Annotated in this window: 13 protein-coding genes; 8 read left to right on the plus strand and 5 right to left on the minus strand. The window is 67.8% G+C overall.

What is annotated here, in order from left to right; all coding sequences use genetic code 11:
• Nucleotides 1-95 precede the first annotated feature (95 nt).
• On the minus strand, nucleotides 96-497 hold the full coding sequence (locus AB0L95_RS19650) for a hypothetical protein (RefSeq protein ID WP_365163146.1): 402 nt from the start codon (nucleotides 495-497) through the stop codon (nucleotides 96-98).
• A 214-nt stretch (nucleotides 498-711) separates the two neighbouring features.
• Here AB0L95_RS19650 and AB0L95_RS19655 point away from each other — a divergent pair, with 214 nt between their 5' ends.
• Genes AB0L95_RS19655 through sbnA form a run of 3 tightly spaced genes read left to right on the plus strand, consistent with a single transcriptional unit; the run spans nucleotide 712 to nucleotide 3,305 of the window.
• Nucleotides 712-1,149: a hypothetical protein gene (locus AB0L95_RS19655; protein ID WP_365162937.1), complete on the plus strand. Its 438-nt coding sequence runs from the start codon at nucleotides 712-714 to the stop codon at nucleotides 1,147-1,149.
• Nucleotides 1,146-2,216 (plus strand): 2,3-diaminopropionate biosynthesis protein SbnB, encoded by a 1,071-nt coding sequence (gene sbnB, locus AB0L95_RS19660; RefSeq protein WP_365162938.1) that lies wholly within the window; start codon nucleotides 1,146-1,148, stop codon nucleotides 2,214-2,216. Before AB0L95_RS19655 ends, sbnB begins: the two co-directional genes overlap by 4 nt.
• A 54-nt stretch (nucleotides 2,217-2,270) precedes the next feature.
• Entirely contained in the window at nucleotides 2,271-3,305 is a 1,035-nt protein-coding gene (sbnA, locus tag AB0L95_RS19665; RefSeq protein ID WP_365162939.1) for a 2,3-diaminopropionate biosynthesis protein SbnA, read from the plus strand.
• 325 nt (nucleotides 3,306-3,630) lie between these two features.
• Here sbnA and AB0L95_RS19670 read toward each other — a convergent pair whose 3' ends face one another.
• Nucleotides 3,631-4,179 carry a carboxymuconolactone decarboxylase family protein gene (locus AB0L95_RS19670; RefSeq protein WP_365162940.1) on the minus strand — a complete coding sequence of 183 codons (549 nt, stop codon included), beginning with the start codon at nucleotides 4,177-4,179 and terminating at the stop codon, nucleotides 3,631-3,633.
• A gap of 141 nt (nucleotides 4,180-4,320) precedes the next feature.
• Between AB0L95_RS19670 and AB0L95_RS19675 the strand changes: the two genes are divergently transcribed.
• Entirely contained in the window at nucleotides 4,321-4,947 is a 627-nt protein-coding gene (locus AB0L95_RS19675; RefSeq protein WP_365162941.1) for an ABATE domain-containing protein, read from the plus strand.
• A 342-nt stretch (nucleotides 4,948-5,289) separates the two neighbouring features.
• Here the strand turns inward: AB0L95_RS19675 and AB0L95_RS19680 are convergent, their stop codons facing one another.
• Complete coding sequence (locus AB0L95_RS19680) at nucleotides 5,290-6,264, minus strand: zinc-binding alcohol dehydrogenase family protein (protein WP_365162942.1); 975 nt, start codon at nucleotides 6,262-6,264, stop codon at nucleotides 5,290-5,292.
• Between the two features lie 841 nt (nucleotides 6,265-7,105).
• Entirely contained in the window at nucleotides 7,106-7,852 is a 747-nt protein-coding gene (locus tag AB0L95_RS19685) for an SGNH/GDSL hydrolase family protein (RefSeq protein WP_365163140.1), read from the minus strand.
• Nucleotides 7,853-8,349: 497 nt separating this feature from the next.
• On the opposite strand from AB0L95_RS19685, the gene AB0L95_RS19690 reads away from it, so the two are divergent.
• From AB0L95_RS19690 to AB0L95_RS19705, 4 genes are read left to right on the plus strand one after another with little or no spacing between them, the layout of a single operon-like run.
• Nucleotides 8,350-8,886 (plus strand): calcium-binding protein, encoded by a 537-nt coding sequence (locus AB0L95_RS19690; protein WP_365162943.1) that lies wholly within the window; start codon nucleotides 8,350-8,352, stop codon nucleotides 8,884-8,886.
• Nucleotides 8,883-10,019, plus strand: a complete 1,137-nt coding sequence (locus AB0L95_RS19695) for an isocitrate/isopropylmalate family dehydrogenase (protein ID WP_365162944.1) — start codon at nucleotides 8,883-8,885, stop codon at nucleotides 10,017-10,019. Before AB0L95_RS19690 ends, AB0L95_RS19695 begins: the two co-directional genes overlap by 4 nt.
• Nucleotides 10,016-10,660 (plus strand): isochorismatase family cysteine hydrolase, encoded by a 645-nt coding sequence (locus tag AB0L95_RS19700; RefSeq protein ID WP_365162945.1) that lies wholly within the window; start codon nucleotides 10,016-10,018, stop codon nucleotides 10,658-10,660. The genes AB0L95_RS19695 and AB0L95_RS19700 overlap by 4 nt, the downstream gene beginning before the upstream one ends.
• The gene (locus AB0L95_RS19705; RefSeq protein ID WP_365162946.1) at nucleotides 10,639-11,532 is read left to right on the plus strand and encodes an SAM-dependent methyltransferase; all 894 of its coding nucleotides are present in this window, start codon (nucleotides 10,639-10,641) and stop codon (nucleotides 11,530-11,532) included. Before AB0L95_RS19700 ends, AB0L95_RS19705 begins: the two co-directional genes overlap by 22 nt.
• 91 nt (nucleotides 11,533-11,623) lie before the next feature.
• Here AB0L95_RS19705 and AB0L95_RS19710 read toward each other — a convergent pair whose 3' ends face one another.
• Nucleotides 11,624-12,289: a response regulator transcription factor gene (locus AB0L95_RS19710; RefSeq protein ID WP_365162947.1), complete on the minus strand. Its 666-nt coding sequence runs from the start codon at nucleotides 12,287-12,289 to the stop codon at nucleotides 11,624-11,626.
• Nucleotide 12,290: the final 1 nt, after the last annotated feature.

The following is a 12,290-nucleotide window of genomic DNA, read 5'->3' on the forward strand; positions in this document are numbered from 1 at the left end:
TCATGTACGTGGTCCGTATATACATCATGACCTCAGAGCCGAGGCTCACGTCGAGCGCCGCCGGAAGCGCTACCCATGACGGCCGGGCAGGGGGCCTACCCGCTGTCCTGGAAGCACCTGCGGACGCGGGACCGCCCCCGCCCACCCGGGGAAAGCGTGGGGATGAGCCGGCTGAATCTCTCGTGCCCGATCTCCGGCAAGTCCCGCTGTCGTGCGAAGGGCACGGCGGCGCGCACCCCGATATGGAGCACGCCCTCGCGCACGTGCCGGCCGAGGTCGTACGCGTCGAGGAGGTGCCGGTCGACAGCCGCTTCTTCGACGACCTGGGTGCGGATTCCTTGCCGATGGCATATGCCCCACTCGGCGCCCCTGCTCTTGCGCTGGCCGACGTGCTCGTTCTCGTCTTCACCCCGGCGTATTTCATCCTGATCGAGCGGACGATGGCAGTCATCGGCGACGCATGCACGCTGAACTCGGGAAGTGTCATCCAGTGCCATGCGCAGGAGGACGGCGCGTTCAAGTCCGACCACACCACGCTCGGGAGCGGCTGCACGTCGGACCCAGCCGCCGTGTGTTCCAGCCCGATGACCAGGACTTCCGGCGGCCTGTTCTCACCGGGGGCGGGATCACCAAAGACCTCACCCGGCATCCGGTCCTCGCCGGCCTGGCCCGCCTGCTCGGCGCCCGAGTCGCGTCATCCCCGACCGTTCCGTGAACCGCAACCGGAGGCGATGCGAGATGTCGTCCTCATCCACCTCACGACCGCCGGAGCCGGACCTGCGGCTCGACCGCATTCCGATCCTGACGAGCGGCCCGACTGACGATCCGCTCCGTTGGGCGGCCGAACACCGGGACACGCTGCGGACCCTCGTCACCGATCACGGCGCGCTCCTGGTCCGCGGGCTCGGGCTGCGGGACCGGACCGAGACCGCCACGGTCTTCAGACGGCTGGCCACCGGCCTGATGGCCGAAACGGAAGCATTCGCCACGGCAATCCTATGGCGACGGCGCGTACTCGTTGCACTCCACAACGTGCGCACCGCGCACAGCAGAGAAGCCTACGAGGGACAGCGCCACGTCGTTGCCGCCCTGGCCGACCCGGTGCAACTGGCCAACTGCTCGCCGACTGTGGAGGTGATCACTTCATGACCGTCGCCTATTCCTCCGCCACCCGCTTGACACCGTCCGGGACGCCGCGTGTGCCTGGCATTGCCGTCATCTCCGGCGCGCAGGTGCAGCGTGTGTTGCAGGGCCGCGAACAGCACATCGTGGAGCTGGTGGAAGCCGCCTATCAGCTGCACGCGGAGGGAGACTCGGTGAACCCGCCCTCCCATTTCCTGCGTTTTCACGATCTTCCGTCCTCCCGGATCACCACGCTGCCCGCGTCGCTCGGTGGCGAGACACGGGTGGACGGCCTGAAGTGGATCTCCGGCATTCCTCAGAACGTGACGGACGGCATCCCACGAGCCTCGGCGGTGCTGATACTCAACGACCACGACACCGGCTACCCGTTCGCATGCCTCGAAAGCTCGATCATCAGCGCTTCCCGAACGGCCGCGTCGACCGCCCTGGCGGCCGACTGGCTCAGTCGGCACCGGCCGCGCCCCACACATCTCGGTTTCATCGGGACGGGCCTGATCGCCCGATACATTCACACGTTTCTGGTCGGCACCGGCTGGTCGTTCGACAACGTCGGTGTGTTCGACCTGTCGCACGACAACGCGACAGCCTTCCGTTGCTGCCTGGAGCAATCCGGGGCCGCGGGGCCGATCACCGTGCACACCAACGCCGAGCAGGTGATTCGCCTCAGCGACCTGGTGGTCTTCGCCACGGTCGCCACCCGTCCCCACATCCACGACCCGGCATGGTTCGCGCACGGTCCACTCGTGCTTCACGTATCACTGCGCGACCTGGCACCCACGGTTCTCCTCGCGTCGGCGAACATCGTCGACGACATAGAACACTGCCTGCAAGCCGATACATCACCGCACCTGACCGAACAGCTCACCGGCAACCGCCAGTTCATCGACGGCACACTGGGAGACGTCATGGCCGGGCGCATCACACCGCCACCGGACCGACCCGTGGTCTTCTCACCTTTCGGCCTGGGGGCACTCGACCTGGCCCTCGGCAAGTACGTCTATGACCAGGTCGCCGATTCCGGAGAGCTGCACGTCGTCGACGACTTCTTCCACCAGTTGAACCGCTACGGATGAGCGGCCGACGGCACCATCGGGCACCGAGCCGCCCTTCAACCCACGGAGGCCATCGTGCCAGTCATATCCGACCCCTATAGCTTCAACGAGGAGGACCTTTATGTCGACCTGGAACCCATCTTCGAGCATCCGCTGTTCCTGAAATGCGAGGGCTTCAATTTCGCCGGCTCCATCAAACTGAAGCCGGCCACGGAGATGGTCGAGGCCGCGGAACGGGCAGGGGTCATGACGCCCGACTCGGTCCTGGTGGAGTCCTCGTCGGGCAACATGGGTGTGGCTCTGAGCGTGATTGCGGCCAGCAAGGGCTACCGGTTCCTGTGTGTGACAGACTCGCGCTGCAACCTGTCGACCCGGTTGTTGATGGAGGCGCTCGGCACCCAGGTCCACGTCGTCACCGAGCCCAGCCCGGACGGCGGTTTCCTCGGTGCTCGTCTCGACTACGTCCGTAGGCGATGCGCTCGGGACGAGCGGTATGTCTGGCTGAGCCAGTACACCAACGCACATAACTGGAAGGCGCACTACCACCGGACCGCGCCGGCGATCGCGCGCTGGTTCCCTCACCTCGACGTCCTGTTCGTCGGGGCGGGCACCACCGGAACGCTCATGGGCTGTGCCCGCTGGTTCAGGCACTGGCACCGCCCCGTGCGGATCGTTGCGGTCGATACCGTCGGCTCGGTGACCTTCGGCGGCACGCCTGGCCGACGGATGCTCCCCGGCCTGGGCATGAGCATGCGACCGCCCCTGCTGGACACGTCGTACGTGGATGAGGCGATACAGGTCGAAGAGGCCGACACCATTCGAACCTGCCATCGTCTGGCGAGTCACGGCTTCCTCTTCGGGGGCTCCACAGGAACCGTGGTCAGCGGGGCGATCGACTGGCTGGCCCAACGGGACACGCAACGCCTCACCGCGGTGGCCATCGCCCCGGACCTCGGCGAGCGCTATCTGGACACCGTCTACCAGGCCAACTGGATACAGGATCTCTACGGCGACGATGTCTTGACCACCGACGAGCGGCCCCACGCCGGTCCTCGCCGTGACCCCGGGAGCCGAACCGTGCCTGGTTGCGCGCGGCGTCCGGGACCTTGATTTCCGCACGTCATGACGGCGGCAGGGTCCTCGCGACCGGCGAGACGTTCGGCCGGCGCCCGCCCCTATTCCCTTGTTCGTAAGGCCCGCGAGGCCGCTCGCGACAATGCCGCTACGTCTCCCAGACCTCGTCACCGCCGTCCTGCGAGGTCTGTGCCGGCGGTCGTCACGCGTAGGCGGAGCCGCTGCCGCCGAAAAGGGATGTTGCACGGTGGTCGTGGCCGGCCTCGGTCCGCCCTTTCGCACGGAGTGGCCGTTGACGGACGGCTGGGCGTGCGGGTCGCCGTGGGCAGGACAGGGGTGGCGACCCGCACGGCTGGGGTCGTCAGGCGTGCTGGTGCGGCGTGACGAGGGGGAATTCGTTGTCGGTGTCGGCAACGATGTTGAAGTAGTTGGTGAGGATGTTGAGGGCGAGGTTGCCGATGACCTCGGCGATTTCGGCGTCGGTGACGCCGGCGGCGCGGGCGGTCTCGAGTGCGGTCTCGTCGATCGTGCCGCGGCCTTGGGCGATGGCGTCGGAGAGGGTGAGCAGGGCCGCCGTGTGCGGGTCGGTGGACTGCGCGTGGCGGGCGCGCTCGATTTCGTCGCTGTCGAGCTTGGCGACGTTCTTGCCCAGGAAGGTGTGGGCGGACAGGCAGTAGGTGCAGCGGTTGTACTCGGCGGTGGCCAGGGCAAGGCGTTCGCGGACCGGGGCGGGCAGCACGCCGGCGGCGAGTGCGCCGGACAGGCTCATCCAGCCCTTGAGCAGGGCGGGGCTGTTCGCCATCGCCGTCGCCATGTTCGGAACCGCGCCGATGCTCTTCTTGAGCTCGGCGAGCAGGGTGGCGGCCTCGCCGGTGGCCTCGGCGGGGTTGATCTGGGGCAGCGTCGACATGGTGGTCTCCTTCTGATGCCTCTACGTCCAACTAATGGCTGTAATGCCTATTTACCATTAGGACTATGTCACGCTGCCGCCGCGCCGTCAAACGGTACGAGAGATTCCATCCATTAGGTGAGTGGTATCGTGGGAGGCGTGATGAGCGAGGGAGTGACCACGAGCGCGCCGCTGCTGGGGGAGCCACTGCCGGTCGAGCTGATGAACACCGTCGCCGTCGACCGCGGCCGCACCCTCGACGCCCTCGACAGCGCCACCGGTGCCGCGGCCTGGCTGCGCGCGGTCGCCCACCGACTCGCAGCCGAGACCGAGATCAGGGCCGACCAGCTCGATGAGGACACGGTGCGCCCGGTCACCGGGACGCTGCGCACGCTGCGTGACGCGCTGCGACGGCTGGCAGCGGAGGCGACCGACGATCCGCGCCCGCCGACCACTGCCGCGGGGCCCGCGCGGCCGGAGGCGATCACCACGTTGAACACTCTCGCGCAAACCTGGCCCGAGCTCGTCTGGCCCGCCGACGGGCAACCATCCCGCGCCTACCGGGGCCCCGGGACGGCCGCGAACCTCGCCGTACAGCTCCTCGCGCACCAGGCTGTCGAACTCTTCACCGGACCCGACCGCGATCGCCTGCGCCCCTGTCTGGCGCCGAACTGCCTGCTCTTCTTCGTCAAGAACCACGCGCGCCGGGAATGGTGCTCGCCGGCGTGCGGCAACCGCGTGCGCGTCGCCCGGCACTACCGGCGCCACCACACGGCACCGCAGAGCTGAGGGACACCGACCGGGCCGCTCCGCGACCGGCTGTGCGCGGCGTGAACCGATGCTCCGCAGCCTTGGAATCCCTAGTGCCCGGGCAACATGCTTCGGCCAGGAAACCGCACGCGAGACATCAGCAGGACCCGAGCGCCTCGTGGCCTTCCTTGATGCCTACGTCGACCATCCGATCCAGCACCCGGACCTGGTCCGTACCTCGGAGACCGCCACCACAGACTCCACGCCCCTGTCGAACCGTGTTGCAACGGACGGGTCGACCCGGCTCCGTCCAGTGAAAGTCATGTATCGATCGGAGCATCGATCCCGGCCGACGCATACCAGGATGCGACCACCTGCAGGTCAATCATGGACGACCACCATCTTGCCCTTGGCCTCCCCGGCCTCCATGACCCGATGCGCTTCGCGTATTTCCTCGAATCGGAACACGCGTGAGGGTTTCGCCCTGAGGTTGCCTGCCGCCACCTCCTGCGCGATCTTTTGAAGCGGCACATCAGACAGTGGAAAACCGGGAGTCCCGAACACAAAACTGCCGAAAAAGGTCAGATACACACCGCTCGCCATTTGCGCCAGCGGGTTGAAGTCAGTAACCGGATCCAGGCCGCCGAGCCATCCGGCCAAGCAGGCACGTCCACCTCGGCGCAGCATGGCGAGGGAATCGAGCATGGTGCTGTTTCCCACAAGGTCGAGCACCGCGTCGATCTGCTTGGCCTCGGCGATTCGCTCTGAAAGGTCTGGCACCTCCAATTCGGCCCGTGCAACGCCGAGTTCCGCAAGCAAGGGGAATCGTTCACGCTTTCGGGTGGTGCCGATGACACGCGCGCCGACGTTCACCGCGAGTTTGATCGCGGCCTGACCGAAGGCTGAGCTCGCTCCCCGGATCACCAATGTCTGCCCCGGAGTTACCTCCAAATTACGAAACAGGCACGTCCAAGCTGTCGCATAGGTTTCCGGAATGGCGGCAAGATCAGCCCAAGGTAAATCCGACTCGATGATCGCAACGTTCGAAACCGGCACTCTCGTATATTCGGCGTAGCTGCCATTGATGGTGCGTCCGAGGCCACCCATCAGCGCCGCAACCTTCGCACCCACGGGAAACTCGCCGCCAGGACAAGACTTCACCAGGCCGACGCACTCGATACCGCTGACCTCGGCAGCTTCGGCCCACTCGCCCCGACGCATATGCATCTCGGCGTGGTTGAGGCCGAATGCTTTGATTTCGATGACAACATGACCAGGTTTGGGCTGAGGTTCCGGAAGTTCAGTGTAAACGAGACACTCCGGGCCGCCGAATTTTTCGATAACGATGGCGCGCATAGCCTCTCTCTGATCTGTCGAGCCTGATGGCCATATGGTCAGTCAACGCCTACACAGCCGAGTGCGCCACCGTACGGGACATGACCGTATCGTGCCGGGTGGTGGCGGGCTCGAACGTGGCGATGATGCACTGCCACCCGTTTGGTGAGTTCGGTTGTTGCGCTCTCCAACAGGAATGCGCCCTCCTCTGCAGTGGCGCCGGTGGGATCGCAGAGCACTCCGTTGGCTGTGACCGAAGCCGGCCCTTCATGGCGCAGTCGCGGAAGGAGGTCATTGACAGGGGGCGGTGTTGCCTGTGTGCGCGGCATGCAGACACCACATCAGTCAACCGTATCGTCAGTGGTCGAATCCCCCCTCGGACACAACCACGGACGATATGCCGATGAGGGCCTCGACCTTACGGTCACGGTCCTTGTTGCATGTTCGTGGCTGATGGTGATGCCCAGGACCCCGCGGAGCGGGCCTTTCTTGTCGGCGTCGGCCGTGGATATGTCCCCACGTGTCCGGCGGCGCGCGCCTGTTCCTCGGTCAGTCCCACCAGCAGGTCGGTGACGGCCTGGCGGTCGTGGTGGGCTGCGGGTTCGACCTCGACGAGTGAGGAGAAACGGAAGTCGCCCCGGAGTACGGGTAGTTCGACCATGGCCCTCGCCGGGCATCGTGATGCAACAGCCCCTTCCTCACGGCCTTCGTGCTGGACATGGGTCCTTCACGGTCGGAGCGCATGTCCAGACGAAGGCCGCTTCCGTATGTGGCCGGTTGCCGAACAGAGTGACCGAGTTCGACTTGCCGTTCCACGGCGGATGGCGAGGATCAAGCCGGGTCGGCTCGTCCGCGGAGGAAATCAGCTGTTGGCGTTGAGGACGGGGTAGTAGCCGCTGGAGTGGCCGGTGGCGGTGGGGTGATACGACTCCCAGCTCGGTGAGACCACCAGGGAGTGCAGCCAGCCGTCGCTGGAGCACAACTCGTGGCCGCTGAAGGTGGTGCGGACGTCACCGAAGACGAAGCCATGGGCGGCGGCGCGGTTGGCGATGACGCTGTCGAGGATGTCCGCAGCCTCATCGATCTTGCGGTGCTTGGTGTCGCTGAGACCGACGCAGAAGACGTTGAGGGTGTACATGTGCGGGTAACCGAGAACGACCACCTTGGCGCTGGGTGCCTTGGCGCGGATGGCGTTGTAGGTAGCGTCCAGGCGGGCGGGGAGCGTGTTCTGCGCGTAGCTCTCGGCCTGGTTCACCCTGTTGACGCAGTCGGTGTCCGAGCCGGTCACACAGGTGGTCATGACGTCCGAGAAGCCTGCGTCATTGCCGCCGATGGTGAGGGAGACAAGCCCGGTGGCGGAATTCAGCGGGCCGAGTTGACTGTTCGTCACATCCGTCGTGACCGCACCGGAGCAGGAAGTGTCGGCGAACGAGGACGGGGCGTGGGCGTTCTTCCACAGGTAGGGGTAGGCACTGAAGCTGCGGTGGCAGTCACCGCTGGAACTGTCGTAGTTCCCTGCGCCGTTGCCGGCTGAGTACGAGTCTCCCAGTGCAACGTACGCCGGTCCGGCAGCGTGTGCCGGACCGGTCAGCACCAGGCTGAACATCATCGCGAGGCTGAGCGTGGCAAGGGCTGGCAGCGATTTGACGCGTCTCACGAGACCTCCCTGAGCGGGAAAGCTGGCTCTCATTTGGTACAACACGCAATCACTCAAGTGAAGTGTCCATGCCGAAAATTCTTCCCGCGTAGACATCACGTTTCAGGCCACGGAGGCGCGGGAACGGCGAGGGCGCAGGGAAGGTGTGGCCGCGGCTCCCACGGGCCTGAAGTCCGTTTGCTGCAGGTAATTGACCAAGCGTCAGCCGCTGTACAGCGACTGATCGGCGCGACCGCGTGAAGGAGTCGGACCCGATCCGGCGTGCGCAACGGGCGCAGCGGTCGGCTGAATTCCGGCGGCCCGGCGTGTCATGCGTCCGACCAGCAGATTTCCCCCCTTCGTGTGCACAGACGGCTATCGCCTGCCACGGCTCCGGAGCCGACCGGATAGTGGGATGCGCCGGGACACGGGCCCGGCGCATCCCACCCGGAGAGCAGAGGTGCACCACCATGCCCACCACCGAGGCGACCGACCGCGTCCAGCTCGTCTTCTCCCTCTTCGACGCCGACCGGAACGGCCATATCGAGGACACCGACTTCGACCTGATGGGCCGCCGCGTCGTCGCGGCGGTACCGGAGGCCGCCGACGCCGCGAAGGACAGGCTGCTCAGCGCCTTCCACCGGTACGGGGACACACTCGTGAACGAGCAGGACGCCGACGGCGACGGACGGATCAGCCCCGAGGAGTTCACCGCCGTCGTGCTCGACCCGAGCCGGTTCGACGCCGCCGTGCACGAGTTCGCCGAGGCCCTCTCCGAGATGGGCGACCCGGACGGTGACGGTTTCGTCGCCCGCCCCGACTTCCGTGCCCTGATGACCGCTATCGGTTTCGAACGGGACAACATCGAGGCGCTCTTCGACGCCTTCGCCCCGGTCGACGGCGACCGTATCCCCGTGGCCACCTGGGCGGAAGGCATCCGGGACTACTACCGCCCCGACAAGGCCGGCATCCCCGGCGACCACTTGGTCCCGGGTGCGGCCCGGTGACCCGCGTCGGGCAGCGAAGCGGTGACGGCGAGGGAGCGGCCGCCGGCCAACCCGTGGTCGGCCTCGCGGTGGGCCGGGGTACGGGCCCCGAGCTGGCGGCGGTCTTCGAGCGGGTGCTGGGCGCGCTCACCGCCGACCAGCCGGCCGGCGTGGAGATCGCCCGTTCCCCCCGCCTCTACCACTCCTATGTCTCGCTCCGCCCGGAAGGCGACGTCGGTCGGATCCGGGAGCTGACGGCGCAGGACGCGGACCACTACGAGCGGTGGTGCCGCACCCGGGCCCGGCGCGGCACCACCGCCGTCTTCCGCACCGCGATCAACGCCCAGTCCCTGTACCTCGTACGCCGACGCCTGCGCGCCGTGAAGGTGGACCTTCTCACGACGGGGGCGGGGTCGCTGCTGCTGGTGCGGGACCAGGCCCAGGGGTTCTACAGCGGCGAGAACCTGCACACCCCGGGGCAGGTCATCCGCACCCTGACCTTCAGCCGCGAGGTCACCGAGGCGGTCGTCGGGTACGCGCTCGAACGTGCCCGAAGCGAGTGGCCCGACGGACGCATCGGCCGCATCGTGATGGCGTACAAGTTCCATCTGCTGGACGGCGCGTTCGACGCCTGGGTGGCCTCCCTGGCGGACCGGTTCGGCGTACGCATCGAGGTGTTCCAGCCGGACACGGTCAACCGCAACCTGATCACACACGGACTGCCGGACCGGACCCTGCTCGTCGCCGGGAACGAGTGGGCGGACATCATGCATGTCATGCTGCTGGACCGGTTCTGCTCGGACCGGCAGGAGAACCGCTGCACGGAGAACGTCTGCCTGGCCCCGGGTGCGGCCGGTCTGGTCGAGTACCAGACCGTGCACGGCTCCGCGGACGACCTGGCCGGCCGGGATCTGGTCAACCCGCTGGCGACGATCCGCGCGGCGGCCCTCATCGCCGAACGGCACGCCGGATGCGCCGGTGCCGTACGGGCCACGGAGGCCGCCCTCGCGACCCTCGACGAACAGGGCGTACGCACCCCGGATCTCGGCGGCCGGTATTCCACCACCGACGTGGCCGACGCTCTGCTCGACGCTCTGGAGATGCCCGGCACCGGCAGCGCCCCGCAGGACACCGTCCTCGCAGGCGGGTCATGACCGGGCGAACGAGGACAGCCCTGGTCGTCGTGGACCTGCAGAACGACTTCTGCACCGGCCCCACGGTCCGGGCACATGTCGGCGGGGGCCCCGCCGCCCTGGACGCGGTCGTCGCGGGCGGGCTGAGGGCGACGGCGCAGGCGCGGCGCAGGGGCGTGGAGGTCGTATTCGTCCGCTTTCTCGGCGACCCCGAGTTCCAGGGGGCGAGTTGGCGGTGGCGTGACCGGCAGCACGGCAAACGGCCCAAGTGTCTGGAGGGCTCGTGGGGCGCGCAGTTCCACCAGGTCGTGCCGACTCCGGACGAGCGGGTCTTCACCAAGCGGGCCTGCTTCGACGCCTTCCTCGGCGAGGGCTTCGAGGACCACCTGATCGCCCGGGACGTCGGGCATCTGGTGTTCGCCGGTCTCTACGCGGACGTGTGCGTGGACTCCACGGCCCGGACCGCCTTTCAGAAGGGCTTCCATGTCACCGTCCTGACGGACTGCACCACCGCCCTGCACCTGCCGTACGACACCGTCCTGCGGTACATGCGCGTCTGCTACGGCGCTCGGACCACCACGGCGGACGACCCAGGCGCATGGACCGCACCCGATGTCGTGCCCGACCCGGAGGGGGAACCGTGCGCACTGCCGCCGGCCTGACCGCGGGTGTGGCGGCGGGAGTGGGCCGCACCGCTCTCCTCGTGGCCGCTGCCCGCGCTGTCGAGACCTACCGGCCCGACGCCCTGTCTCAGGACTTCTTCGCGGAGCACTTCGTCCGCGCGGCGCCCGTCTCGGCCGACTGGCCGGTCCGTCCGGACCAGGTGCCCGAGGGAAGCGCCGACCCGGTCTGGGGCCGACTCGGCCGCTACTTCGGACTGCGTACCCGTGTCCTGGACGACCACCTGCTCCGCTCGGCGCGGGCAGGCACACGCCAGGTCGTGCTTCTCGGCGCGGGCCTGGACTCCCGGGCGTTCCGGCTTGACTGGCCGCCCGGCTGTTCGGTCCACGAGATCGACACCGGGGAGGTACTGGCCTTCAAACAGGCGGTGCTCGACCGGATCGGGGCCACGCCCGTGGCCGACCGCCGGACACTCGCGGCCGACCTGCACGGCGACTGGGCCGATGCGCTGCTGGAGACGGGCTTCGACCCGGCCGCACCGACCGCCTGGCTGGCCGAGGGACTGCTGCTCTACTTCCCGGCAGCGGCAGAGACACGACTCATCGCCACGGTGGACCGGATGAGCGCGGTCGGCAGCACCCTGGCGTACGAGATCAAGGAGGTCTCCGAATCGGCGCCGGTGCGCACCGGCCCGGTGTACGTGGCGGTGCGGCAGCGGCTCGGCATCGACCTGCCGGCTCTCTTCGACAGCGATCCCCGTCCCGACTCGGCCGGTGAACTCTCGGGGCGCGGCTGGACGGTAAGTGTCCGTAGCCCGTACGACTTCACCGCGCTGCACGGCCGCGGACCACGTCCGCAACCGAACGACGCCCTGGCGGTCAACCGCTGGGTCTTCGCCGCAGCGGCAGAATGACCCTTGGCCGTGCCGACGAACGCGGATGCGGCGATGGACCGGGCGGCGCCCCTGCGCGTGGTCCACGAACCGGTCGCCGATCCCCGACGAGTCACCCGGGCTGGACTAGTCGGGTCTCGTACGCGAACACCACGGCCTGCACGCGGTCCCGCAGCTCCAGCTTGACCAGTATGCGGCTCAGGTGCGTCTTGACCGTCGCCTCGGCCAGATGGAGGGTCGCGGCGATCTCCGCGTTGGACAGCCCGCGGCCCACCTGCGTGAGCACCTCCCGTTCGCGGGCGGTGATCCGGGCCAGGCGGTCCTCCTGACGGGTGCCGGTGGACTGGATGGGGAGCTGATGGGCGAAGTTCTCCAGCAGGAGCCGCGTGATGCGCGGTGCCACCACCGCGTCGCCCGCGGCCACACAGCGGATCGCCGCCAGCAGTTCCTGGGGCAGCGCGTTCTTGAGCAGGAAGCCCGACGCCCCGGCGCGCAGCCCGGCAAAGGCGTACTCGTCCAGATCGAAGGTGGTCAGGATGAGCACCTTCGCCTCGGGGCACTGCGCCACGATGCGTTCGGTCGCCTCGATGCCGTCCATGCCGGGCATCCGGACGTCCATCAGGACCACTTCGGGCCGCAGTTCACGGGTCAGCCGCACGGCCGCCGTGCCGTCGCCGGCCTCACCGACCGCCTCCATGTCGTCCTGCGCCTCCAGCACCATGGAGAACGCCATGCGCAGCAACGGCTCGTCGTCGACGAGAAGAACTCTGATCGTCATG

Origin of the sequence: Streptomyces sp. NPDC052036 (assembly GCF_040680495.1) — a bacterium.
GTDB lineage: Bacteria > Actinomycetota > Actinomycetes > Streptomycetales > Streptomycetaceae > Streptomyces.